Origin of the sequence: Oryzifoliimicrobium ureilyticum (genome assembly GCF_037199735.1) — a bacterium.
Taxonomy (GTDB): domain Bacteria; phylum Pseudomonadota; class Alphaproteobacteria; order Rhizobiales; family Rhizobiaceae; genus Rhizobium; species Rhizobium ureilyticus.
Map to the genome: position 1 here is coordinate 99659 of NZ_JBBBVQ010000001.1, position 23028 is coordinate 122686.

Genomic DNA, 23028 nt, shown 5'->3' on the forward strand with positions numbered 1-23028 from the left:
GTGTCGCTGGAGTTGGGACCCTTGCGCATCCTTTTGAATCTGCGATAGCCTTTCATGCGTGATTTGCGTTCGCCGAGTCTTGAAGCCACCCATCCAAGTCTCCGGGTGACTACTCCTTTGAAATACCGATGAAGCGAAGCGTCGGCCGGTATCGTTCGCAGAACGAGGCAAAGCGGCAAAACTCGACCGTCTCGACAGCTTGCTAACCCTATGAAGTGAGGCATGAAGATGAGCTATCGTATCACGAATTCTGGTTTGGTTAGCGCCCTTGCCCTGGCCACCAGCATCAACAAGGATTATGCGAAAGTTCAGCAGCAGTTTTCGTCCGGCCTCACCATTGCCACAGCTGCCGACAACGCATCGCAATGGTCTTTTGCCACCGTGATGCGCAATGATAGTGCCTCGCTGAAGTCCATCCATGACGCCCTTGGTGTCGGCACGTCTAAAACCGACACCGCTTACACCGCGATGCAGGGCATGATCGACGTGCTTGGAAATATACGCGCAACGCTCACCTCCGCTAAAGAGGCGGGTGTCGACAAGGATCAGCTCAACACCACTTTGTCAGGCCTCAAATCTCAATTGCAGACATCGGTCAACAGCGCCAATTTTGCAGGCGAGAACTGGTTGTTCAACGACCAGACGACGTTGCCGGCCAACAGAACGATGATCGGCGGTTTTACACGTGATGCCGCAGGCAATTACACGCCGCAAACCATCGATTATCCCGCCGGCGATACGGTTATGATTGATACCAGCGATCCACAGCGCGGACTTTTTACAAAGTCCGTCGACGTTGCGGCCGCTTCTGGCGATACCTCAGGGGTTGCGCGCAACTATTACCTCCTGAACGGCGGTGGTACGCCGGATGCTACCGCGCAGGAGATCAAGCTTGATAAGACCACGACCAGCGGTCAGGTCGACGACATGATTAGTGCAGTCTCCGCGTTGCTGTCGCAACTGACGACATCGGCTGCAGGGCTAGGCAACCTTAGCAAAAGGCTGGACGATCGCTCCGATCTCCTCAGCAATCTCGGCACGACGCTCGACACGACTGTCGGTAATCTCGTCGATACCAATATGGAAGAAGCGGCGGCCCGGCAAAAGGCGATGGATACGCAGCAGGCGATGGCGAGCGAAGCCCTATCAATCTTGAACACAGTTTCGAGTAAGGTTTTGCTGCTGCTGCAGTAATTGGATTTGAAGCAAGCCTCAAACACCCTCGCACAAGTTTCGCCTCATAGTGTCTCAACCGGGTGCTTCACGGCATCAAATACGAAGTTTTGACGAAGGCGGAATGCGTATGTTGCGGATGTCTGAGATGCGGCAGTCAGAGGCTGGGAAGGTGCGGTTTCACTTTCACCGGGTGCTTGTTAAAGCTCGCGGCAGCCTGAAACGCGACAGCTCATTCACTGGCACTGAACGGATGGAGTGGGTCCGATGAGCGGCCTTTTTTCCAGGCTCAAGGATTTCTCGACCCCAGAGCTTCCGCCGGCTCCGGCACTTCCTGTCTTCGAAGACGACTTTCCCGTGTTTTCCGATCCGCCTCCGCCCTCCATCGACCTCGAAGCCGAACGCGAGGAGGCCTATCAACGTGGCCGCGCCGACGCGATAGCCGAAGTCACCCAGCGGTTCGAGGACGAGATCCAGACCAGATCAATCTTGCATGAGCGCGAGGTTGATGAGCTGCGTCGGCGCTACGAGGAAGAGTTTGCCGCCTCGATCAAGGAAAGCCTGCAGAAACTAGCTCCGCAGATCGCCCAGCTCGTCAGCGAGAAAACTGCCGAGGCCATTGTGCCGCTCTTCAATGAGATCGTGGTGGAGAAAGCCATAAAGGCACTTGCCGCGTTGCTGCAGGAAACGATCGGAGAAGGCGGCGCCGCAGCCGTCGTTGTGCAAGGTCCTGCCAGCCTGTTCGCGCTTTTGAAAGCGCAGTTGGGCGAGGGAGCTCAAATCTTGCGTCATCATGAAACTGACGACATGGATCTTACCGTTGAAATCGACGATGGCCTGCTTGTCACACGTCTGTCCGCCTGGGCGGCTGGACTTGGAAAGGTTATGGAATGAGCGAAAGCGAAAACCACCACCACGGCAAGAACGAGGTCATCATCGTCAAGAAACATGGCGGTGGCGACCATGATGGCGCGCATGGAGGTGCGTGGAAGATTGCCTATGCCGACTTCATGACGGCCATGATGGCGTTCTTTCTGGTTATGTGGCTCGTCAACGCTGCCAACGAAGAGACCAAAGCCTCGGTCGCAAGCTATTTCAATCCGATCAAACTTGCTGATGAAAAGCCGACACAGAAGGGCTTGAAGAAGCCGGTTGAGCAAGCAGACGGTGAGCAGAAAGAAGCCAAATCGAAAAACAAGGAAGAAAATCCGAACGACGGTTCTTCTGCAGCCAGCGGCGACGATCAGACCTCAACCTCCGGCGATCAGACACGATACTCAGAGGCCGACTTCTTCGAAAATCCCTATTCCGTTCTTGCCGAGATTGCGCAGGAAGTCGGCACACAGGCAAACGTCAGCTCGAAGGGCGAGGGCGGTGCCTCGACCTCAGGCCCGGCGACCGGAGCCGACGGCGGACAAGCCTATCGCGATCCCTTCGATCCTGATTTCTGGACAAAGCAGGTGGAGGTTACGCAGGCCAATAAGAATACCGCAAGCTCCGATCAAAAGAGCCAGCAGAATGCCGCTAATGGTTTGGCCGAAGTAGCCGCCGTGCAGCCGGCAGATGCCAAAAAGCAATTCGCAGCTGCTGCCGACGAGACCGATCAACCTTCGGACGTAAAGTCACCGACGGACAAGCAGTCCGGCAAAGCGAGTTCCAGCAAGCTTACGGACAAGTCGGTTGATGCGAAAGATAAGCCGGATACATCGGACAAAAGCGCTGATGCTCAAAAGCAGGCCGATGACTTGCGCAAGGAGATCGAAGCGCAGCTCAGTGGTGTGGGTGGAAAGCTTGTTGAAGGACTGACCGTTACGCCCACTGAAGGTGGTCTTCTCGTCAGCATCAGTGACCAGACGAATGACGCCATGTTCGATGTCGGATCGGCCGTGCCCCGTCAGGAAATGGTGTTGGCGATGCAAAAGATCGGTGCGGTCCTGAAAGAGAAGACAGGCGCGATATTTGTGCGCGGCCACACCGATGGACGCCAATACAAGGGTGCCAACGAGAACTGGCGCCTTTCCATGAATCGTGCCCAGGCCGCTTACTATATGCTGGTGCGCGGCGGGCTGGACGAAAAGCGGGTCATGCAGGTTTCCGGTTATGCCGACCGCATGCTGAAGGACACGAAGGATCCGCTCGATCCGGAAAATCGACGCATTGAGATCCTTCTGCAAAACGAGCAAGGCTAGAGATGGTAACGCGCTCTGGAAAGTATGCGCTGCTGCCGGCTGTCTTTGCCCTTGTCTCTTTCTTGAGCCATGGCGCCAAGGCCGACGATCACGAAGACCTGCCGCCTTACAAGATGCTGCGGTCTCTTCAGTTCGTGCAGGACCAGGTCGTTGCCGGCGACCAATCGGCAGCCGATATTCAACGCTTTATGCTCGGCAATATCGATGCGCGGTTGCGCAGTGCAGATCCATCGGTTTTCGAAAACGAGGCCAATGTGGATGCCGCACTTGTCTACGCCATGAGCGGCGGCAACCCCGCTACGCTGGATTATCTCGTTGCGCGTGACGTCAACGGCAACTTCGATAACCGTGTCACCGACATTTTGCGGAAATACTTTTCGGGAAAGGGCTTGCTGGTGGTTCGCTCGCTCTCGGATACGGCAACGGAGTACCAGAACAAGACAATCGGCCCTTACCTCTCGCTGGTCGCGGGCAATGTCTTGATCGCAAAAGATTCGGTCGAGGCGTTGAAGCGATTCGACCAGGCAAGACTTGCGGCGCCCGGCACCATTATTGAGGAGGCCGCCTTACGTCGCTCGCTTGCTGTGGCGGTCGATAAAGGCATGGTCGATCGCGGCATGGGCTTTGCGGAGAAATACACGCGACGCTTCCTGCATTCTCCTTATGCCAGCCAATTTGCCGATCTCTTCGTCAAGCTTGTGGTCGATCATAACAAGGACGTACAGCAGCAGGCGATCGTCGATATCTTGTCCTTTATGGATGAGCCGCGTCGCCGCGAAATCTATCTACGTATTGCGCGCGCTGCTGCCATTGCCGGCAAGAGCGATTTGGCTCTCATGGCGGCCGAACGCGCTCGTCAGCTCTCAGGCAGCGACAGCGACCCGTTTGGCGCCCTGGCGGAATTCTATGGAGGCATGGCGGCCTTGCCGACGGATCGTGTGAGCGATGCAGCACGCGGAATCGACGCAACGGCTGGGTCGTCGCTTTCTAAACGAGACCAGGCTTTGAGACTTGCTGCCCAGAGCGTCGCCGAACAAATTATGGCGCCACCTGATCCAGCAAGTTTGAAGCAAGTCTCTTCGCCTAATTCCATAAGCGCAGACGTTCACGCCGCTGCACCCGCAGGCGACAATCCCACCCCCCAGCCTGTCAGCGCGACCGCCAGCCGGCCAGCCGCTACAACGACCAAGAATGAATTACAGGACGTCGATCCGGCCACGCAGTCACTTTTGTCGACGGGCAGATCCAAGCTCGACGAAATCGACGGATTGTTAAAGAAAGAGGGAAATTGAAATGGCGGACGTAAGCGTTTCGAGCTCCATTCCGGATGGGTCTGCGGCAGTCGCCGCCGCACCGCGCGGGCCTACAGAAAAGGGGGCTGGCGAAGCCGGCTTTTCAAAACTTCTCAACCAGACGGGCGATCAACCGCAGCAATCTCATAAGCAATCGGATCAGACGTCCGGCGCTGATGACAAAGGCGAGGTGGATCCCTCCGCGCATCTGGCGCGAAAAGTTGCCAAGATACAGGTTCTCTCGCTGAGACAAGCTCTCGCGGATAAAGAGACAACGCAAGCCGAGACGAAGGCCAAAGATGGCAGCGAGCAAAAGCCTGCACTTGATGCGTCGAAGCAACAAGAAGAAATCCTTGATGTCCTGAAAATGCGCCAAGCCAGCGCTGCAAAACCAGATGCAAAAGACAAGGGCGAGGCAACGGAAAAATCTGAAAAAGGCGATAAGAAAAAGAAGCTTGCGCCGACATCCGCCGACCCATCTCAGGATCAAAGCCAAACTTCGGATGACGCAGCCGACGCTCCAGCCCAGACGCCGGTCTCCGATGTCTTGAACCTGCTCGCCGGACCGCCCGCGCATGCGCTCGCAGACACCGGCCATCAGCAGCTTCAGAGCGGGAAGACGGCTGAAGAAAAGGACATGCGTAAGGTGGGTGGCGCTCTTGAAGGTGTCAAGCAACACGACGCACTAGGCATGGCGGCGTCCGGTCAATCTTCCGAAACTTCGGTTGCCATGCCGACCGACGAGGCGGCTGACGCCAAAACCTTTCGTTTGACACGAGCGGACGGGCGCGGCGGCCAGTTGGATCTGACAAGTCCTGCTGCCTCGGAGGGGGCACAATCTGAGGCAGCGGCAGATCGAAAGATTGAAAATGTCACGGTCCTCGATTCCCGTCGCTATCTTGGCCTGGCCGGCAACACGAACTCGGCGACCGTTACGGCTGCATTGGCGGGTGATAGCGAGTGGGCGCATGCGATGCGTCCTGAATCGACGCTGTCAAACGCGGCCCAGCTCAGCAGCACGGGCAAGGTCGTGAACACGCTGAAGATTCAAATGAATCCGATCGATCTCGGCCTGGTGACCGCAACGATGCGTCTTTCCGGCGAGACTCTCAATATCGATTTGAAGGTCGAGACGCACGAAGCCTTGAGGCAGTTGAAGGCTGACCACGACAAAATCATCGACGCCCTGCGCGGGCAAGGTTACGCGATCGACAACTTGACCGTCAGCATGACCCCAACCCCTGATCGCGTCGACAGCAGCCAGGCTGGCCAGCAGTCTCAATCGCAGTCCCAGTCCGGCCAGCAGCAGATGTTGCAACAGGGGCAGCAGAACCAGAATAAAGATCGCCAGCGGACCATGTTCCAGCAGCCTGCAGGAGGGGTTGATGACCAGTCGAGAGCCGATAGCGAGGTTTCTGGCGTCAACGGTTCTGAGCGGGCTTCTGGCAGCGTTTACCTCTAATTTCGCACTGGCCGCGGACGCAGGCGCCTGTGAGCGAGAAATACAGGCCGCTGCCGCTAAATATGGTATCCCGGAAGGAATCCTCTATTCGGTCGGTCTGACGGAAACCGGTCGTAAGGGCTCCCTCTATCCCTATGCTATGAATGTGGAAGGAAAGGCCGTTTTCCCGGCATCCGAACAAGAGGCGTTGAACCAATTTTACGGCGCTCTCCGAACCGGTGCCAAACTCATCGATGTCGGCTGCATGCAGATTAACCAATACTACCATGGCGAGCATTTCGGATCGCCTCAAGCTATGTTCGACCCACATGCCAATGTCGAATATGCAGCCAGCTTCCTGCGAAATCTGCATGATCGACATGAAACATGGACGATGGCGGTGGCTCGATATCACGCCGGACCCAATAACGATCCGGCGCAAAAACAATATGTCTGTCGCGTCATCGCCAATCTCGTGGCGACTGGTTATGGAAAATGGACGCCAAACGCGCGGAATTTTTGCGGCAATTAGCTCAACTAAAAATTGGCCTTAAGGGAACAAAGCACGTCTTTGATGCGTTTCATGCAATCTCTGTGTAAATTAGGCACAATTAAGAAATTAACAAAAATTAACTTTTCCCACTGGTTTTTTGTGTCGCTACCATCCTTCACATACCATATCTAGCGCAAATCGGACCGACATGGTTAATCAACTATGAATTCCTGTCTGTGAGTTTCAGCGACTTGTTCCAAATCAGCACGATTCGTACCCATTGGCACATCGAAGGTACTAGGCTGATTCGGAGGCGGACAGATGATCGTAGTGGTTGATGAGCGCGAGCTTGTAAAAGAAGGTTACACATCTTTGTTCGGGCGTGAGGGCATACCCTCCACGGGCTTCGATCCAAAGGAGTTTGGCGAGTGGGTGCAAACGGCAGCGGATGGTGACATCGCTGCAGTTGAAGCATTCCTGATCGGCCAGGGACAGCGACTTCTCGAACTTCCCCGTGCAATCCGCGATCGTTCTCAGGCGCCCGTTATCGCCGTCAGCGATCAGCCTTCTCTCGAAACCACTCTTGCACTTTTTGATTGCGGCGTTGATGACGTTGTTCGCAAGCCAGTTCATCCAAGAGAGATCCTCGCCCGAGCCGCCGCTATCCGCCGCCGTCTCAAGGCCATCGTGACGCATACCGATGTTGGCCAGATCCGCGTTTTCTCCGATGGCCGCGATCCTGAGATCAACGGCGAAGTCTTCGCACTGCCGCGCCGGGAGCGCCGCATCTTGGAATATCTAATTTCCAACCGCGGTCGCCGTGTAACCAAGACTCAGATCTTCAACGCGATCTACGGCATCTTCGATGAGGAAGTCGAAGAAAACGTTGTCGAGAGCCATATCTCGAAGCTGCGCAAGAAGCTGCGTAAGAAGCTCGGCTTTGATCCGGTCGATTCCAAGCGCTTCCTCGGCTACTGCATCGACTGGGAATAAAGCGCGCAGAAGCTGCCACCAAACTGGCGCCGGGACAGGTTCACGCAAGGCCCGCCGTCTAACCTCAAGCTCACTAAGTTAAACGAGGCTTTCAGATGAGCATTTTCGGCAGCATGAAAACGTCGGTCTCGGGCATGAACGCTCAGGCAAACCGCCTTAGCACCGTGTCCGACAACATTGCGAACGTAAACACCACCGGCTACAAAGCTGTATCGACTGCATTTTCGACATTTGTGCTCCCTTCAACGCCCGGCAACTACAACTCGGGCGGCGTTGAAACCTCCGTACGCCAGTCCGTTTCAGAACAGGGTGGCCTTCAGTCGACGACGTCGAGCACCAACCTTGCTATCAGCGGCGATGGCTTCTTCATCGTCCAGGGCGCTGACGGCGTACCGGTTTTGACCCGCGCTGGTGATTTCCAGCAGGACAAGGATGGTAACCTGACCAATAGTGCAGGCTTTACCTTGATGGGATATCCCTACGGTTCTGGCTCGCCGTCGGTTGTGGTCAACGGGTTCACCGGCCTTGTGCCCGTCAATGTTCAGGCATCGACCTTACAGGCTGCAATTTCGACTTCAGGCGAATGGACTGGCAACCTAGACGCCAAGGCGACGGTCGTCGACCCGACAGCTTCACCCAGTCAATTGCCGGGCGATAATCCTGCGGCAGCAACGGTAACAGCAGACACGAAAAAGTTGTCGATGGTCGGATACGACGCCATCGGCACGCCGACGATGTACGACTTTTATTTTACAAAAACGGCCGATACGCCAAACGCGTCAGGCGGCTCGGATACATCTTGGCAGGTGGCCGTCTTCCGCCATAGCGACGCTTCCACTGGCACCTCGGCATTTCCATATGGTTCTGCTGCCGTGAGTACAGGGACTTTGACATTTGATCCGTCTGGAAAGCTCAGCTCTGCGACGCCAGCGACCGACACCAATATCGTCGATCCCGTCACTGGCGCTACCATAACGATGAATTATTCAAAGCTGACTCAGCTTTCATCTGACTTCTCCCTTGGTGGCAAAATGGATGGACAGGCGGCGAATGCTGTTAAGGACGTCAAGATCGGCGCTGACGGCGTTGTGACAGCGAGCTACACGGACGGCTCCACACGATCACTCTTCCAAATTCCGCTGGCAACCGTGCCGAGCCCTGACAACCTGACGCTCGAAAGCGGCAACGTCTACAGCACAAACGGAAATTCAGGCATTACGCTGACCGCTTTCCCCAACACCAGCGGGCTCGGTAAACTGGTTGCGGGCTCTATCGAGAGCTCGAACGTGGATCTTGCCGGCGAACTGACGGAGATGATTGAAGCCCAACGTAGTTACACCGCCAATTCCAAGGTGTTCCAGACTGGTGCCGATATCATGGACGTTCTTGTCAACCTGAAACGATAAACGGATCGGCGTGTAGACAATGTCGCTTACCTCCGCACTTAACACGGCGCAAAATATCTTTAACAATACCGGCACGCAAAGCAGCGTGGTTTCGAACAATATCTCGAACAACGGTAATAAGGATTACGTTCGGCGCGATGCCGCTATAACGACGTCGGCGAATGGCGCGCAGGTTGTGCAGATCACGCGCGCTCAAGACGATGCCCTGCTGAAGCAATATCTTTCGAGTTCCTCGCAGGATAGTGCCCAGCAGGCCTTGTTGAAGAAGCTGACGGACCTCAAGTCCATCTTCGGCGGCAACGACAACGAAAGCTCTCCGTCGACCTATCTCTCGGCCTTTCAGTCCAAGCTTCAGGCTTTCCGCACCTCTCCAAGCAGCACCATCGCCGCCCAAAGCGTCGTCAATGCTGCGCAGGACCTGACAAACTCGCTCAACAACGCCTCGAGCGCGATCCAGTCGATTCGCGCTCAGTCGGATGGCGAGATCAGCACGCAAGTTAATACGCTTAACACGCTTCTGAGCCAGTTCCAGACGGCAAACGATGCGGTAAAGTCCGCCACCGCGACCAATACCGACCCGAATGACGCGCTCGATCAACGTGAGAAGGTCCTCAAGCAGATCTCCTCGATCATTGGCGTCAATGTCGTCGATCGCAAAAATGGCGATATGGCGCTCTATACAAGCGACGGAACGACGCTGTTCGAGACTCTGCCGAGAACCGTCAGTTTTTCTCCCAAGGACACCTACGTCGCTGCTAGCCCAGACGGAACACCCTTTCAGGGCAATGCTGTCTACATCGATGGCGTGCCTTTGGCCAAAGGCCAGGGTGCAACAACGACGGGCCAGGGTAGCCTGCAGGCTTTGTTGCAGGTCCGTGACGAGATTGCACCGACCTTGCAGTCGCAGCTCGACGAGACAGCCAAAGGCATGGTCTCTCTGTTCTCGGAAAATGGTGCCTCTGGCAAGGTGCCTGGCCTTTTCACCTGGGCCCAGATGGATGGCACCGCGGGTGATACGCCAACGACCAGTGACGTTCTAAACGGAATTTCTGGAACAATCACCGTCAACCCGGCAGTAATTACTTCCGCCGGTGGCGACCCCATGAAGCTAAGGGATGGCTCGATCAGCGGATTGAGTCAGAACAGCACAAATAGCAGTGGATTCAGCGATCTGCTCGACAGTTATCTGACCGCTCTCAATCAACCGATGAACTTCGACCCGTCGTCATCGACAGCCGTCGGCTTCAACTCGTCAACCGGCATTTCCAGCAATGTGAGCATCATGAGCTATGCTTCAAATTCTCTGGGATGGCTTGAACAATATCGCAGCGATGCGACGACGGCATCGGAATCGACCTCAGCTTCTTTGTCGCGGTCGGACGACGCTTATTCAAACACCACAGGCGTCAATCTCGACGAGGAATTGACCCTGCTTCTTGACATCGAGCAGTCCTACAAGGCTGCCACCAAAATTCTGAATACCGTGGACGAAATGATGAAGTCCCTGCTGGATATAGCGAGTTAAGCCATGAAGAGCTCTTTCGTCTCAAGCGCTGCAATTCAAAATGCCATGCGGCTGACCATGCGTCAGACGCAGAACCAGATTGTAAAAACTTCGCTCGAAGCGACCACGGGAACCTATGCCGATATCGGCGAATCCCTGGGCAATGGGGTGTCCAAGGTCGTCGACTTCAACCGCGAACTCGATCGCATCAAGGCAATTACCGACAGCAACTCGGTCGCCGGCGGCCGTCTTTCCACGATCCAGGATGGTTTGAGCGATCTGCAGAAAACGGGAACGGACTTCGCATCGAACTTGACGGCGTTGCAAGGCAGTCAGAACTCGACCAGCATCAAGGTCGCCATTCAGTCGGCGAACAATACTCTGAACACGCTGCTGACGACCGGCAACGGCATGTACAATGGTGAATATATCTTCGGCGGCATCAACAGCGATACCCAGCCTTTGACTGACCAATCGTCCACGGTCGCCTCCAACATTTCGACGGCATTAACGACCTATGCGGGATCGCTTGGCGTAGCCGTACAAGACATGACCGGCGACCAGATGACCGACTTCATCACGACGCAGGTGGAGCCGATGTTCAGCGAAGCCAACTGGACGGACCCGACGAATGGCTGGTCCAAGGCTTCGGATCAGCCCATGACAAGCCGGATCAGCAATTCCGAAGTGGTGGCAACGTCCACGAGCGCCAATTCGGATGGCATGCGTTATGTCGCGCTTTCGGCAGTCATGACGTCGGCCTTGCTGTCGACAGGCAATCTGAGCGCTGACGCGATGAATGCGGTCTCGAAGAAAGCGATCGCTTATGCCGCGCAGGGCACGAGCGGACTGGTCTCCCAGTCGAGCCAACTCGGCCTCTCGCAGGAGCGGGTCGAAAAAGCAAATGATTCCCTGAATGCGCAGTCCACGCTCATTCAAACCAAGCTGACGGATCTGACCGGCGTCGATCAGACCCAGGCTTCTACAATGCTTAAGTCGCTGCAGACACAGTTGGAAACGAGCTACACAATCGTCTCGAAAATCCAGCAGCTCAGCCTCGTGAATTACCTTTGATGATCAAAGGTGCGCAAGACAACGAAGGATGCATGAATGTATCAGTTCTCCTATGCCGAGGTCTTGGACGACTCGGTTACCGATGCGAAAGAGCGCGAACGTCAGGTTCTCGATCGATCCATCGCACTGCTTTCGATTGCGCGAGATAAAGAAAAATACAGCCGGGAGGCCATTGATGCGCTGTTTTACACGCGGCGGGTCTGGGTCAGCTTCATTGAGGATTTGAAGCATCCCGATAACCAGCTGGATGTCGAAATCAGGGCCAATCTCATCTCTATCGCTATCTGGATCTTGAAGGAATGCGATCGGATTAGACGCCGTCAATCGACAAACTATCAAGGCATTATTGACGTTACCACCATCATCAGGGATGGACTTAAATGAAAAGTACGCTTCGCATTTCACTCAAGGCCGGCGAGAAGATCTTTATCAATGGCGCGGTTCTGCGCGTCGATAGAAAGGTTGCGCTGGAATTCCTGAATGATGTGACTTTCTTGCTCGAAAATCATGTGCTTCAGCCTGAGGACGCCACCACGCCTCTGCGCCAGTTGTACTTTATCGCGCAGATGATCCTCATCAATCCTGAAGGCAAGGAACAGTCCACGACCATGTTCCGCCGCTCGATCACGATGCTGCTGTCCTGCTTCCGCAACGACGAAGTCCTGGCAGAGCTAAAGCGGATCGATGGTCTCGTCTCCACCGGCCGTGCCTTCGACGCCTTGAAGGCGATCCGCGCGCTTTACCCGATTGAGGACAATATCCTCAACAGCCACGAAATTGCCCCGGCAATGGTCGAGCAAATTCGCAAGGAGATTGCGCCATGGCGGTAGATGCGACAAACGGCGTTACGAATAATGGAGCTTCTAACACTGCGGCTGCCGAGAAAAAGGCAACGCTCAACTACGACAACTTTCTGCAGTTGCTCGTGGCGCAGTTGAAGAACCAGGATCCGACGCAGCCGATGGACGCAAGCGCGCAGATGGCTCAGCTTGCAAGCTTTTCGCAGGTCGAACAAACCATCCAGACCAACAGCAAGCTGGACAGCCTGCTGACCAACGCGAACCTGACGCAGGCGAGCTCTTATATCGGCAAGACCATGACCAGCGCCGACGGCACGACCAGCGGCACTGTCGCATCGGTCAAAGTCTATTCCGACGGAATGATCGCGACGACGACCGACGGAAAGAGTATCCTCGTGCAAACCGGCATTACGCTGTCCGATTCGTCCAAGTCGTCCGGCAGCTGATCTGCCGGATTATATTCTCATCCGCATGATGCGGGTGAAAAGCATCATGAGGTTGCGCAGATGAATGAAGCGGATGCACTTGATATTTTCCAGGCTGCCATCTGGACAGTGCTCGTTTCCGCTGGCCCGGCTGTCGCCGTTGCGATGGTGGTCGGCCTTGTCATTGCTTTGTTCCAGGCGCTTACGCAGGTGCAGGAAGCAACATTGACCTTCGCGCCGAAAATTGTTGCGGTTCTGATCGCAATCGGGGTCTCCGCGCCTTTTGTCGGTTCACAGATTTCCATCTTCACGAATATGGTCTTCTCGCGCATTCAGTCCGGTTTTTGAGCCATCTTCGCGCAAGCTTCGGCTTGTATGCCTTTGGCTGAATGGCAGGCTTTAAGCCTGCTCCTCTCATGAAGAGACGGACAAAAGATGGCGCAACCACCTGCACTTACCCTTCCGAAATCAGGCCCGAACCTTCGGGATGTCGGCTTTGCGCTTGGCATTGTCGTCATCATCTGCGTTCTCTTTCTACCGATACCGGCATTTCTCATCGACATGGGTCTTGCCTTTTCGATTGCGCTTTCCGTTTTGATCCTGATGGTCTCTCTGTGGATCCAGAAGCCGCTCGAATTCTCGTCCTTCCCGACTATTTTGCTGATTGCAACGATGACGCGACTGTCGCTCAACATTGCAACGACGCGTGTAATCCTTTCGCATGGCAATGAGGGGCATGAGGCAGCCGGCCATGTGATCGCCGGCTTTGCCAATCTCGTCATGTCGGGCGATTTCGTGATCGGTCTGATCGTCTTTCTGATCCTGATCACGATCAACTTCATCGTCATCACCAAAGGTGCAACGCGTATCGCTGAAGTCGGCGCGCGTTTCACCCTAGACGCCATTCCCGGCAAGCAGATGTCGATCGATGCCGATCTTTCGGCCGGCATCATCGATGAAAAGGAAGCACAGCGCCGCCGGCGTGAACTCGAAGAAGAAAGCTCTTTCTTCGGTGCGATGGACGGTGCGTCCAAATTCGTACGCGGCGATGCCGTCGCCGGCCTGATCATCACCTGCATCAATATCTTCGGCGGGATCATCATTGGTTACTTCCGCCATGGAATGCCGATCGGCGAAGCTGCAGATGTTTTCGTCAAGCTGTCCGTCGGTGACGGCCTCGTTTCACAGATGCCTGCTCTGGTCATCTCGCTGGCCGCCGGTCTTCTTGTCTCTCGCGGTGGAAATACCGGCTCGACAGACAAAGCGGTTGTCGATCAGCTGAGCGGTTATCCGCGCGCCCTGGCCGTAGCAGCGGTGCTGATGGCCGTGCTTGCCTTGATGCCGGGCCTGCCTTTCATTCCATTCATGGTCCTTGGCGGCCTGATGGCTTTTGGCGGCTGGGCCATTCCTCGCAAGATCGCAGCGGAAAATGAAGCCTTGCGGGAAGCGCAGGAGCAAGCGGTTACAGAAAGCAAGGAAACCGAGAAAGACTCGGTTAAGTCGGTCCTCAAAACCTCCGAGATCGAACTTGCGCTCGGAAAAATGGTTTCCACGCGGCTTCTGGGCGCGCATCAGGAGCTTGCCTTCCGCGTCGGCAAAATGCGCAAGAAGTTCGCCACGCAGTACGGTTTCGTCGTTCCGGAAATCAAGGTGACGGACGACATTGCCATCAATGAGAAGGCCTACCAGATCCGTATTCACGGAACGACGGTCGCTTCGAACATTCTGCGGGTTGGCGAAGTTCTCGTTATCACGGGCAATGGCCGCAGGCCGAGCGTGCCGGGCGACGAGATCCGCGAACCAGCGTTCGGCATGCCGGCAATGTCCATTCTTGAAGCATTTGCGGAAGACGTGAAGCGCGAAGGCTTCCAGCCGATCGACAATGTCTCGGTCGTCCTGACCCACATGAGCGAGGTCATTCGCAACAATCTTCCGCAGCTTCTTTCGTACAAGGACGTCAAAATCCTCATCGACCGGCTTGATCCGGAATATAAGAAGCTGGCTGACGAAATCTGCACCTCGCACATGTCTTATTCCGGATTGCAGGCTGTCCTGAAACTTCTGCTGGCCGAGCGCGTCTCGATCCGCAATCTTCATCTCATCCTGGAAGCCGTCGCGGAATTGGCGCCGCATGTGCGCAAGACGGAGCAGATCGTCGAACATGTGCGCGTGCGTATGGCCCAGCAGTTGTGCGGCGATCTTTCCGACAATGGCGTCCTGCGCGTCTTGCGGCTCGGCAGCAAGTGGGATCTTGCCTTCCATCAGGCTCTGAAGCGCGACCAGAAGGGCGAGGTGATCGAATTCGACATCGATCCGCGCATGCTCGAAGAGTTTACGGAACAGGCAACGGAAGTTGTCCGTGAATTCATGGATCGCGGTCTTTCTTTTGTGCTTGTCACATCGCCCGAAACGCGCTCCTATGTGCGCATGATCGTGGAGCGGCTTTTTGCAACGCTCCCTGTCCTGTCGCATGTCGAACTCGCCAAAGGGTTCGACATCAAGATCCTGGGATCCATTTCATGATAACAGACCCGCAGGGGACCGTGCTTGCACTCTTTCTGGTCTTCTGCAGGATCGGCGGCTGCGTGATGGTGATGCCGGGTTTTTCCTCGGCGCGGGTTGCTCCTCAAATGCGCGTTTTCCTCGCCGCCGGGTTATCGATCTCTATCCTGCCGGTACTCTGGGACACTGTTTACCCTGCGGCACGCACATCGAGTCCGCTCTTCATTGAGCTGATTTTCAGCGAATCTCTGATCGGCGTTATGTTCGGCATGCTGGCGCGCCTTTATACCGTCGGCCTTCAATTTGCCGCCACGATCATCGCAACGATGATCGGCTTTTCGCAGCCCGCCGGCATGGATATCTTCGAAGACACAATGGAAAGTGCACTGTCGGGGTTCATCACCTTTTGCGGCCTCATGATGCTCTTCATGATGGATTTCCATCATATCATCTTCAGCGCCCTGATAGATTCCTATACGAGCATGCCCTTTGGCGGCGGCACCACGATGCGCGGTACCCTGATCTCGTTTACCGACACGTTGGAATCGACAACTTTTGTCATGCTGCGTCTGGCAAGTCCGTTTCTCATTTTCGGACTGATGTTCAATATATCGATCGGTTTCATCAATAAGCTTGCACCGCAGATCCCGGTCTATTTCATATCGACGCCCTATCTCCTGATGGGCGGCCTTTTCCTGTTCTACTTTTCCGTCACGGCCATCATCGGGCAATTCGCGCAGTTCTTCCCAACCATCTTTCTCGGGAAATAAAGATCCTATGGCTGACCAGGCTCGATCAGATAAACTTCGTCGTCTTGTTGCCGTTCAGCGCCACCTTGAGCGTATTGCCGAATTTGACCTGGCAGAAACTGGCCGCCAGCGCAGCGAGGTTGCAAAGCAGATGGACAATGTGGTGACGGCTTTGAACTCCGTCGATCCTGTTCATCAGGCTTTTGGGCAAGCTTATGCCGAACGTTTTTCTCGCTTAAGCGTAAAGGATCGGCAGCTCAAGGGCATGGAGCAGGTCCACGAAATGCGTTTGCGCCAGGAGCGCGCGAAGGGGGATCGGCTGGAAGAGGGCATGCGCGAGGCGCAGGAGGGCGAGCGCCGCGAGGCGGAGGATGCGGCGATCGAAGACTTGATCGACCAAAGATTTGCAACGCCAGCCTCCAGCAAGCTTCACAAACCATAATTGCCGCCATTCCGAACCACGGAGGATTTCGAATTGGCGATATCACCCCCGAGCGATCTCGTGCTCGACGTTGTGCGCGCTGCAGACCCGCTTGAGGTCCAGGCGGCACAGGAAAAGCTGAAGGCGAGCAAGGCCGCATTCGCAGCCCATAGTCTTGCCGAGGCAGGCAATGGCTTCTCGTCGACCGTCGATGTTCTTGACAAGCTGTCGCCAAAAACCGGGCTCGCCGAGGTCAGCAATCGTGAGGCGAAGACCGATACAATTCCCAAGACGTACCGCAAGTTCGAAGCCATGGTGATGCAGAGCTTCATCAAAGACATGCTGCCGAAGGAAAGCGATGATGTCTATGGCAAAGGCGCGACCGGCGATATCTGGAAGGGCATGATGGCTGAACAGCTCGGCAATGTCATGGCCGAGGGCAAAGGCATCGGTATTGCCAAGCAGCTCTATGAAAACGCGCTGAAGAAGCAGGAAGGCAAAGTCGTCAATGCGACGGCTGACCAGAACGACCGGCGCGTAGCCATGAGCATGGTGGAGGACTTCCAGCGCAAGACGTTTGGAACTCCGACCGCGGACACCAAAACAACAAAACAGGCTTGATCGAGGAAATTATGGAAATCATCTCAAACGAATATCGGATCAAATCCGTCCTCGGCCGGCTCGAAATGATCATCGACAATGAGAACAACCGGATCGGCACTGATCCACAGTTCGACCTCAAAGTATCGAACGCGCATAAGAGCCGCTGCCTTTATGAGCTGTCGAACCTCTTTCGCGACACCGATCCGCGTGAACTGGCTGACTCGCACGTTGAGCAGTTGCATGTCCTTAAGAAGAAGTTGGTGCTGAACGCCAGGCGTGTTGAAGCACATCTCGAAGCCGTCAGAGCTGTCGCGGATCTCCTGAAAAGCGCCGTGCAGGATGCCGATGCCGATGGTACCTACAGCCAGGAACAGTTTGCCCTGCGTGAGGCGTGATGATTAAGCTCGTCCTGACAGGCATCTGGGTCTGCGTCATCACGCTCGTATCGGTCTATTTTTCCGTAAAGATGGCGACGGCTCCAGTTCCAGACGCCGATGCCGCAAAGAAGGCGGAACTCGCTTATGTCAAAGGCGAGTCGGTGACGGTGCCTGTCATCGTCAATGGTGCGGTGAACGGCTATTTCGTCAGCCGGATCTCCTACATGATGGACAAGAAGAAAGCTGAGGACAAGACGCTGCCTGTCACGGCGTTGACGACCGACGAACTGTTCAGCCTGCTGGTGGGAAATACCGCTATCGACATAGGCAACATGTCTGCCTTCGATCCCAAGTCCTTTAGAGACATGATCAAGACCGATATGAACAAGCGTCTCAACGGCGATTTTGTTGCCGATGTCTTGATCGAGCAGCTTGATTACCTCTCTAGAGAGGATCTGAATGCAACCGCTTCCGGCGAGCCGCGTAAACTGCGCAAACCGGTCAGCCTTGTAACGCCCGTAGCGGATACGCCGGCAGCAGCGCCAGCGCACTAGGACAACGCAAAGGGCGGTCAATCGGTCGCTTTGGCCTCTGGTTTCCTAGTTAACGATGTTCTTATTCGTCTGCTCAAAGCCAAGCGATTTCTCTAAGCCTTGTTTGAGAGAGCTCTGATACTAAAGAGGGCGTCACTGTGCAGCGTCCTCTCATGTCATTCAGGCGCTCACACCTGTTACTCGGTGGGCCGCCGGATAATGGGAGGAACTCAAGGCAGCTGAGCCATCATGGCTTGGGCGGGAGCGCAATGGATACGACTGTTACGTCTGTTGGGACCTCGTCCCACCGCAAAATCTTTGACGTGCCGGTTTATGATATGGGCTGGCATGATGCGCTGTCGATGGCGGAAGATCTTGCCATGCGTCCGAGCGGCCAGACCCTCCTTGCCTTTGTCAACGCGCACAATATCCTTCTGACGTTGTCGGATCCGGAATATCGCGAAATCCTTCTCCGCTCGATCGTCCTGCCAGATGGCATCGGACTGGATATTGCCTCTAGCGTTGAACATGGAAGCGCTTTTCCCGCAAACCTGAATGGCACTGATTTCGTGCCGGCCTTTTTGACCTACATGCAAAGGCCGCGGCGCGTTGGCCTGATTGGAGCAACGCGTGAAATTGTCGAGAAGGCTGCCGCAAATTTTGCCAAACATGCCCCGTGGCATTTATTCTTTGTGATCTCTGACGGCTATTTCGACAAGAATAATCCAGCACCCGTGCTTGCTGAGATCGAGCGCCAAAAGCTCGATATCATTCTAATCGGGATGGGGACGCCGCTGCAGGAGAAGTGGGCAGTCGACCATCTCAAGCCCGAGCACGCTCGTCTGGTCATGACGGTCGGCGCCTTGTTCGATTTTGTCTCAGGGATCATTCCACGCGCGCCATACACCATTCGGCTTCTGCGGCTCGAATGGGCGTATCGCCTCCTGCAGGAACCTTATCGCCTCTGGCGCCGCTATATCCTCGGGATTCCCTTGTTTTTCTTCGAGGTCTTGCGACATCGTTTCCGCAGGGTCTGTCCGGACGAAACAAAGCCGCGTGTGCTGCATAATTCGCGCAAGCTGGATCGATCCAAGACCAATCGCGTCTAATCGCTTGCGGGCTCGAGGTGGCTGCAAAATACAGATGCCAGGCGCGCCACCTTGCAAAAATTAACCTTTTATTCGTCATGAAATTTTAGATTGAATTAATGAAGAGGTCGCGAGGCACTGCCGCGTCGGTCTCGCGACCTGTGGCAATCAAGGCGCACATTATGCGGCATGCAAATCTGGCGAAGCGAGCGACTATGCCCGAGGCTGTAGAGCGACAGCTCTCCGCCGACAATACCACGCGTCCCGCAATGGCCAAGGCCGAGGCTGATTTGTTGCGCGCAATCGAGCGTGCTTTGGAGCGGCATCGAGAGCAGGAGGAGCCGGCCGCCGAGCTTCCCACTCTGGTCGGACGTATCGAGACCATTCTCGGCAAGAGCATCGAGGCGGCCAACCAGGATCATCTGATCTTGGAGCCGCCTGAGCAAGTTGCCATGTCAGCGGTTGATCTCAGCGAAGTCTCGTCGGAAAATCCTGCCTCCAAACGATCGCGTCCGTCGGGAAGGGCTGCGCTTCCTTTCGCGACTGCTGCGCTAGGAGCGCTTCTCTTTTGTGCGGGTTTCCAGGGCCAGCAGCTCTATAGAGCGGAAGGCAGGCTCGAGCTTTCCAAAGACCAGGCGGCGCAGCCGAGCCGGGGCGAGGTCGTGCGCAAACAACTTTCTTCGCCGCATCTTTTGAGCAGCGTCGTCTCGGCGTTGCATCTCGATCGCGATCCCGAGTTCGGCGGAACGCAGAGCTGGTCGGATATTGCGATAGATTTGATATCGCCCAGCGGTAAAGCAATGGATCCCGTGTCGCGCGCGGAGGCAAAGCTTGCCGCCTCGCTGTCGGTAAGTGACAACGATGCGATGATCACTTATGGCATTACGACCCACGACAAGGCTAAATCTGTCCGCCTTGCGAATGACATCGCTGCCAAGCTCTCCTCGTCTGCTGCAGTCATCCAGCCAAATGCTCTGAGAGCGGCAAAGGAAGCTGCAGATGCTGAACTGGCTGCTTTCACGGCAAAGAGCGGGCAGGGCAATGTCAGTGCTGCGACGAATTTGTTGCAGCGAGTTGCGGCAACTGAAGACGAGATGAATGCAGCTTTACGCCGGTCTGCCGATGCTCAGACGGCCGCAGGCCGGTTAAAAAGCGCGACCGCTGATCAGGTCATTGCTGCCAGCTTTCCACCGAGCCTCGCATCGCCCGCTCTCACCGATTTGAGCAGTCGCTACGCGCAGGCCAAGGCGAACCTTGCGAGACTTTCGACCGATCTTGGTCCTCGGCATCCCAAGCTGATTGCCGGCCGGAATGAGGCCGATGAACTGAAACTGGCCATTGGAAAAGAGCTGTCCCGACTGCAGCGACAAGCCGAGCAGGATATGAAGACGGCCGAGGCGGATCAGCAGAGGCTCCGTCGGGCGCGTGAGAGCTTGATTGCCCAGGGCCGTGATACCGGCGTTGATCTTTCTCGCCTTGCCAGCTTGCGTGCGAAAGCCGAAGAGGCCAGCCAGCAATTTGAGGATTCAATGACGACGGCGAGCATCTCGCCAGCTCCGCTCGCAAAATTGACCGTCGAGCCGGATGTCACCGTTGTCAAAGCACCATTCCTGTCGCCGCTCAAGGTTCTTCTGGGCGCAGGCTGCGGCTTCGTCACGGGCCTTTTCCTTCTCTGGTATGCGCGTCGGCGGCCTTCGGTTCAGTTGGCTCAGGACGAATGAGTTCTTCTCTCTCGAGCACAGATTTTCCGTAATCCGTCGCAATCGATCCATTTTTGCGGACAAAGCTGACTACCCTCGTTGAGTGCCATGCGATAAAACGCCTCCAGCAAGGGAGAGTGGCATGACAACGCTGATTGACGGCAAGGAAGTTGCAGCATCCATCATCGAGCAGGTAAAAGCGGCAAGCGCCACGCTTGAGGCTGAAACCGGCGTGAAAACCGGCCTCGGCGTCGTGATCGTTGGGGATGACCCTGCCAGTCATGCTTATGTCGGCGCCAAGAGCCGCATGGCGAAAGACTGCGGCTTCAACTCAGTGCAGCACACGCTGCCTGCCGAGACCACGCAGGATCAATTGGCTGGGCTTGTGGCGCAGATGAATGCCGACACCTCGCTTCATGGGATCCTCGTTCAACTGCCGCTACCAAAGCCTCTTTCTTCAGAGCCGATCATCCAATCGATCCTGCCCGAAAAGGATGTGGACGGACTGCATGTCGTCAATGCCGGAAAGCTTGCTACAGGTGATCTCGAAAGCGGCCTTGTCTCATGCACTCCCGCCGGCGCGATGATCTTGGCACGTCGGATTCGCGGCAACGACCTGTCAGGTCTGCACGCCGTTGTCATCGGTCGGTCCAACTTGTTCGGCAAGCCGATGGCGCAGCTTCTCTTAAATGCCAATGCAACCGTCACTATCGCCCATTCGCGAACGAAAGATCTTCCGGCCGTCTGCCGCACGGCCGATATTTTGGTCGCGGCGGTCGGGCGGGCGGAAATGGTCAAGGCAGATTGGGTCAAGCCTGGCGCGACCGTGATTGACGTCGGCATCAACCGCGTTCCAGCTCCGGAAAAGGGCGAAGGCAAAAGCCGGCTTTTGGGAGATGTGGATTTCGGTGCCGTAAGGGATGTCGCCGGTGCAATTACTCCGGTACCCGGTGGGGTTGGCCCCATGACCATCGCCATGCTCATGGCCAATACGGTGATTGCTGCCTATCGCAAAGCAGGCAAGACACCGCCGGTCTTCATCTAAGCCCATGATCCTTCTTGCAAGCGTGCCGCGTGTACGGTCAATCGTGTGCTAGGTATCCGATGGCGCGGGTCCGGTTGATCCGCGCACGATCAGTTCGACGTTCCACAGTTCTTGAGCCGGATCGCTCGGCGGGCCCTCGATAGCTGCCACCAATCTTTGGGCGACACGGATACCGGCGGCGCGCAAGGAGGAGCGTGTTGTCGTCAGTGGCACTGAAAAATTTTCGGGCTTCAGCAGCGGCAGCACGTCGTCATGTGCGATCAGCGAAACGTCTTCTCCGAGCTTCAGCCCAGCCCGATTGACAGCGCGTAATGCGCCAAGTGCTAATGCCGTACTTGAACATAGAACGGCGGTCGGTCGTTGGTCCTGTTGGAGGAAGTTTTCCATGGCCTTCTGACCATTCTCATCGGTCATCTGAATCTGCACTTCACAATCCGCCGCTAGTGTCAGCCCATGTTCACCAAGGGCCGCAACAACGCCCGCACGACGACGAATGGCGAAATCGAGATGAGCTTGACCGTTGATCAGGCCAAAGCGCTTATGCCCAAGCTGGATCAATAGCTTTGTGGCATCGCGGAAAGCGCCCTCGTTGTCGATATCGATAAACGGAAAATTGCTTTCTACGCCGTAGGAACGCCCATGCACGATGTAAGGAATGCCGAGCGTTTGAAGAATAGTCAGGCGTGGATCCTGAGCCCGCATGTGTGCGATGAACAAGGCGTCGACATTGCCGCTCGTAGCCAACTTGTTGAGTGCCGCCACCTCGTCGTCGGGACCTGCCGGCATGATGACGAGATGCATATCGTGACGGGCACTCTCTTCGCCCACGCCCGCCAAGAACTCGCCGAAGTGAACGTCTGAATGATTGGTATCGGTAATTGGCATCACGAGGCCGATAGAGCCGGCCTTGCCCGTTGCAAGTCGTTGTGCGGCGCGGTTTGGACGATACCCGGTTTTACGCGCTGCCTTCAGCACGCGTTCGCGCGTATCCTCGTTGACTTCAGGAAATCCGTTCAAAGCCCGGCTTACAGTCGTTTGCGACAAGCCGAGCATCTTCGACAATTCTCTGAGGTTCAAAGGAACCCTCCTCCCGCGCCAAAATCAAAGCGCTTTGAATGTTTTACATGATGTGTCCTTGTCCCTCAAGATTGCTCTTCCATATTCTATCCAGAAGCCGACGGTGCTGAGGTGCAAGAGTTGCCTTCCGCTTAAGTGAATGG

Annotated in this window: 24 protein-coding genes; 23 read left to right on the plus strand and 1 reads right to left on the minus strand. The window is 55.8% G+C overall.

Annotated elements, in window-relative coordinates; all coding sequences use genetic code 11:
* Window positions 1-228 precede the first annotated feature (228 nt).
* From VQ830_RS00520 to VQ830_RS00630, 23 genes are all read left to right on the plus strand, one after another.
* Entirely contained in the window at window positions 229-1194 is a 966-nt protein-coding gene (locus VQ830_RS00520; RefSeq protein WP_337266102.1) for a flagellin N-terminal helical domain-containing protein, read from the plus strand.
* A 246-nt stretch (window positions 1195-1440) separates the two neighbouring features.
* Window positions 1441-2067 (plus strand): hypothetical protein, encoded by a 627-nt coding sequence (locus tag VQ830_RS00525; RefSeq protein ID WP_337266103.1) that lies wholly within the window; start codon window positions 1441-1443, stop codon window positions 2065-2067.
* A complete protein-coding gene (locus VQ830_RS00530; protein WP_337266104.1) occupies window positions 2064-3362 on the plus strand; it encodes a MotB family protein in 1299 nt (432 codons plus the stop codon). The genes VQ830_RS00525 and VQ830_RS00530 overlap by 4 nt, the downstream gene beginning before the upstream one ends.
* 2 nt (window positions 3363-3364) lie before the next feature.
* Complete coding sequence (gene motC / locus VQ830_RS00535; protein WP_337266105.1) at window positions 3365-4654, plus strand: chemotaxis protein MotC; 1290 nt, start codon at window positions 3365-3367, stop codon at window positions 4652-4654.
* Between the two features lies 1 nt (window position 4655).
* The gene (gene fliK / locus VQ830_RS00540) at window positions 4656-6116 is read left to right on the plus strand and encodes a flagellar hook-length control protein FliK (RefSeq protein WP_337266106.1); all 1461 of its coding nucleotides are present in this window, start codon (window positions 4656-4658) and stop codon (window positions 6114-6116) included.
* On the plus strand, window positions 6040-6627 hold the full coding sequence (locus tag VQ830_RS00545) for a lytic transglycosylase domain-containing protein (RefSeq protein ID WP_337266107.1): 588 nt from the start codon (window positions 6040-6042) through the stop codon (window positions 6625-6627). The genes fliK and VQ830_RS00545 overlap by 77 nt, the downstream gene beginning before the upstream one ends.
* 282 nt (window positions 6628-6909) lie before the next feature.
* Window positions 6910-7581 (plus strand): transcriptional activator Rem, encoded by a 672-nt coding sequence (rem, locus tag VQ830_RS00550; RefSeq protein WP_337266108.1) that lies wholly within the window; start codon window positions 6910-6912, stop codon window positions 7579-7581.
* 95 nt (window positions 7582-7676) lie between these two features.
* Window positions 7677-8987 (plus strand): flagellar hook protein FlgE, encoded by a 1311-nt coding sequence (locus VQ830_RS00555; protein ID WP_337266109.1) that lies wholly within the window; start codon window positions 7677-7679, stop codon window positions 8985-8987.
* 19 nt (window positions 8988-9006) lie between these two features.
* Window positions 9007-10512: a flagellar hook-associated protein FlgK gene (gene flgK / locus VQ830_RS00560; RefSeq protein ID WP_337266110.1), complete on the plus strand. Its 1506-nt coding sequence runs from the start codon at window positions 9007-9009 to the stop codon at window positions 10510-10512.
* Window positions 10513-10515: 3 nt separating this feature from the next.
* Complete coding sequence (locus VQ830_RS00565) at window positions 10516-11565, plus strand: flagellar hook-associated family protein (protein WP_337266111.1); 1050 nt, start codon at window positions 10516-10518, stop codon at window positions 11563-11565.
* Between the two features lie 36 nt (window positions 11566-11601).
* Window positions 11602-11949, plus strand: a complete 348-nt coding sequence (gene flaF / locus VQ830_RS00570) for a flagellar biosynthesis regulator FlaF (RefSeq protein ID WP_337266112.1) — start codon at window positions 11602-11604, stop codon at window positions 11947-11949.
* A complete protein-coding gene (flbT, locus tag VQ830_RS00575; protein ID WP_337266113.1) occupies window positions 11946-12395 on the plus strand; it encodes a flagellar biosynthesis repressor FlbT in 450 nt (149 codons plus the stop codon). The genes flaF and flbT overlap by 4 nt, the downstream gene beginning before the upstream one ends.
* Complete coding sequence (gene flgD, locus VQ830_RS00580) at window positions 12386-12811, plus strand: flagellar hook assembly protein FlgD (protein WP_337266114.1); 426 nt, start codon at window positions 12386-12388, stop codon at window positions 12809-12811. The genes flbT and flgD overlap by 10 nt, the downstream gene beginning before the upstream one ends.
* Before the next feature lie 60 nt (window positions 12812-12871).
* The gene (gene fliQ / locus VQ830_RS00585; protein WP_337266115.1) at window positions 12872-13138 is read left to right on the plus strand and encodes a flagellar biosynthesis protein FliQ; all 267 of its coding nucleotides are present in this window, start codon (window positions 12872-12874) and stop codon (window positions 13136-13138) included.
* An 87-nt stretch (window positions 13139-13225) separates the two neighbouring features.
* Entirely contained in the window at window positions 13226-15313 is a 2088-nt protein-coding gene (flhA, locus tag VQ830_RS00590) for a flagellar biosynthesis protein FlhA (RefSeq protein ID WP_337266116.1), read from the plus strand.
* Window positions 15310-16062, plus strand: coding sequence for a flagellar biosynthetic protein FliR (locus VQ830_RS00595; protein ID WP_337266117.1), 753 nt, complete (start codon window positions 15310-15312; stop codon window positions 16060-16062). Before flhA ends, VQ830_RS00595 begins: the two co-directional genes overlap by 4 nt.
* A gap of 7 nt (window positions 16063-16069) precedes the next feature.
* Window positions 16070-16483: a hypothetical protein gene (locus VQ830_RS00600; RefSeq protein WP_337266118.1), complete on the plus strand. Its 414-nt coding sequence runs from the start codon at window positions 16070-16072 to the stop codon at window positions 16481-16483.
* A gap of 33 nt (window positions 16484-16516) precedes the next feature.
* Window positions 16517-17083: a rod-binding protein gene (locus tag VQ830_RS00605; RefSeq protein ID WP_337266119.1), complete on the plus strand. Its 567-nt coding sequence runs from the start codon at window positions 16517-16519 to the stop codon at window positions 17081-17083.
* Window positions 17084-17094: 11 nt separating this feature from the next.
* On the plus strand, window positions 17095-17460 hold the full coding sequence (locus VQ830_RS00610) for a hypothetical protein (RefSeq protein ID WP_337266120.1): 366 nt from the start codon (window positions 17095-17097) through the stop codon (window positions 17458-17460).
* Window positions 17460-17996, plus strand: coding sequence for a hypothetical protein (locus VQ830_RS00615; RefSeq protein ID WP_337266121.1), 537 nt, complete (start codon window positions 17460-17462; stop codon window positions 17994-17996). The genes VQ830_RS00610 and VQ830_RS00615 overlap by 1 nt, the downstream gene beginning before the upstream one ends.
* A 248-nt stretch (window positions 17997-18244) precedes the next feature.
* On the plus strand, window positions 18245-19084 hold the full coding sequence (locus tag VQ830_RS00620; RefSeq protein ID WP_337266122.1) for a WecB/TagA/CpsF family glycosyltransferase: 840 nt from the start codon (window positions 18245-18247) through the stop codon (window positions 19082-19084).
* Between the two features lie 161 nt (window positions 19085-19245).
* The gene (locus VQ830_RS00625) at window positions 19246-20784 is read left to right on the plus strand and encodes a GumC domain-containing protein (protein ID WP_337266123.1); all 1539 of its coding nucleotides are present in this window, start codon (window positions 19246-19248) and stop codon (window positions 20782-20784) included.
* 121 nt (window positions 20785-20905) lie between these two features.
* Window positions 20906-21808, plus strand: coding sequence for a bifunctional methylenetetrahydrofolate dehydrogenase/methenyltetrahydrofolate cyclohydrolase (locus tag VQ830_RS00630; protein ID WP_337266124.1), 903 nt, complete (start codon window positions 20906-20908; stop codon window positions 21806-21808).
* Between the two features lie 48 nt (window positions 21809-21856).
* On the opposite strand, the gene VQ830_RS00635 is transcribed toward VQ830_RS00630, so the two are convergent.
* A complete protein-coding gene (locus VQ830_RS00635) occupies window positions 21857-22885 on the minus strand; it encodes a LacI family DNA-binding transcriptional regulator (RefSeq protein ID WP_337266125.1) in 1029 nt (342 codons plus the stop codon).
* Window positions 22886-23028 lie beyond the last annotated feature (143 nt).

Bases quoted from the DNA above. Each gene is read 5' to 3' on its own strand.
- VQ830_RS00520 (WP_337266102.1), top strand. From the start codon at position 229: ATGAGCTATCGTATCACGAATTCTGGTTTGGTTAGCGCCCTTGCCCTG.
- VQ830_RS00525 (WP_337266103.1), top strand. From the start codon at position 1,441: ATGAGCGGCCTTTTTTCCAGGCTCAAGGATTTCTCGACCCCAGAGCTT.
- VQ830_RS00530 (WP_337266104.1), top strand. From the start codon at position 2,064: ATGAGCGAAAGCGAAAACCACCACCACGGCAAGAACGAGGTCATCATC.
- motC (WP_337266105.1), top strand. From the start codon at position 3,365: ATGGTAACGCGCTCTGGAAAGTATGCGCTGCTGCCGGCTGTCTTTGCC.
- fliK (WP_337266106.1), top strand. From the start codon at position 4,656: ATGGCGGACGTAAGCGTTTCGAGCTCCATTCCGGATGGGTCTGCGGCA.
- VQ830_RS00545 (WP_337266107.1), top strand. From the start codon at position 6,040: ATGACCAGTCGAGAGCCGATAGCGAGGTTTCTGGCGTCAACGGTTCTG.
- rem (WP_337266108.1), top strand. From the start codon at position 6,910: ATGATCGTAGTGGTTGATGAGCGCGAGCTTGTAAAAGAAGGTTACACA.
- VQ830_RS00555 (WP_337266109.1), top strand. From the start codon at position 7,677: ATGAGCATTTTCGGCAGCATGAAAACGTCGGTCTCGGGCATGAACGCT.
- flgK (WP_337266110.1), top strand. From the start codon at position 9,007: ATGTCGCTTACCTCCGCACTTAACACGGCGCAAAATATCTTTAACAAT.
- VQ830_RS00565 (WP_337266111.1), top strand. From the start codon at position 10,516: ATGAAGAGCTCTTTCGTCTCAAGCGCTGCAATTCAAAATGCCATGCGG.
- flaF (WP_337266112.1), top strand. From the start codon at position 11,602: ATGTATCAGTTCTCCTATGCCGAGGTCTTGGACGACTCGGTTACCGAT.
- flbT (WP_337266113.1), top strand. From the start codon at position 11,946: ATGAAAAGTACGCTTCGCATTTCACTCAAGGCCGGCGAGAAGATCTTT.
- flgD (WP_337266114.1), top strand. From the start codon at position 12,386: ATGGCGGTAGATGCGACAAACGGCGTTACGAATAATGGAGCTTCTAAC.
- fliQ (WP_337266115.1), top strand. From the start codon at position 12,872: ATGAATGAAGCGGATGCACTTGATATTTTCCAGGCTGCCATCTGGACA.
- flhA (WP_337266116.1), top strand. From the start codon at position 13,226: ATGGCGCAACCACCTGCACTTACCCTTCCGAAATCAGGCCCGAACCTT.
- VQ830_RS00595 (WP_337266117.1), top strand. From the start codon at position 15,310: ATGATAACAGACCCGCAGGGGACCGTGCTTGCACTCTTTCTGGTCTTC.
- VQ830_RS00600 (WP_337266118.1), top strand. From the start codon at position 16,070: ATGGCTGACCAGGCTCGATCAGATAAACTTCGTCGTCTTGTTGCCGTT.
- VQ830_RS00610 (WP_337266120.1), top strand. From the start codon at position 17,095: ATGGAAATCATCTCAAACGAATATCGGATCAAATCCGTCCTCGGCCGG.
- VQ830_RS00615 (WP_337266121.1), top strand. From the start codon at position 17,460: ATGATTAAGCTCGTCCTGACAGGCATCTGGGTCTGCGTCATCACGCTC.
- VQ830_RS00620 (WP_337266122.1), top strand. From the start codon at position 18,245: ATGGATACGACTGTTACGTCTGTTGGGACCTCGTCCCACCGCAAAATC.
- VQ830_RS00625 (WP_337266123.1), top strand. From the start codon at position 19,246: ATGCGGCATGCAAATCTGGCGAAGCGAGCGACTATGCCCGAGGCTGTA.
- VQ830_RS00630 (WP_337266124.1), top strand. From the start codon at position 20,906: ATGACAACGCTGATTGACGGCAAGGAAGTTGCAGCATCCATCATCGAG.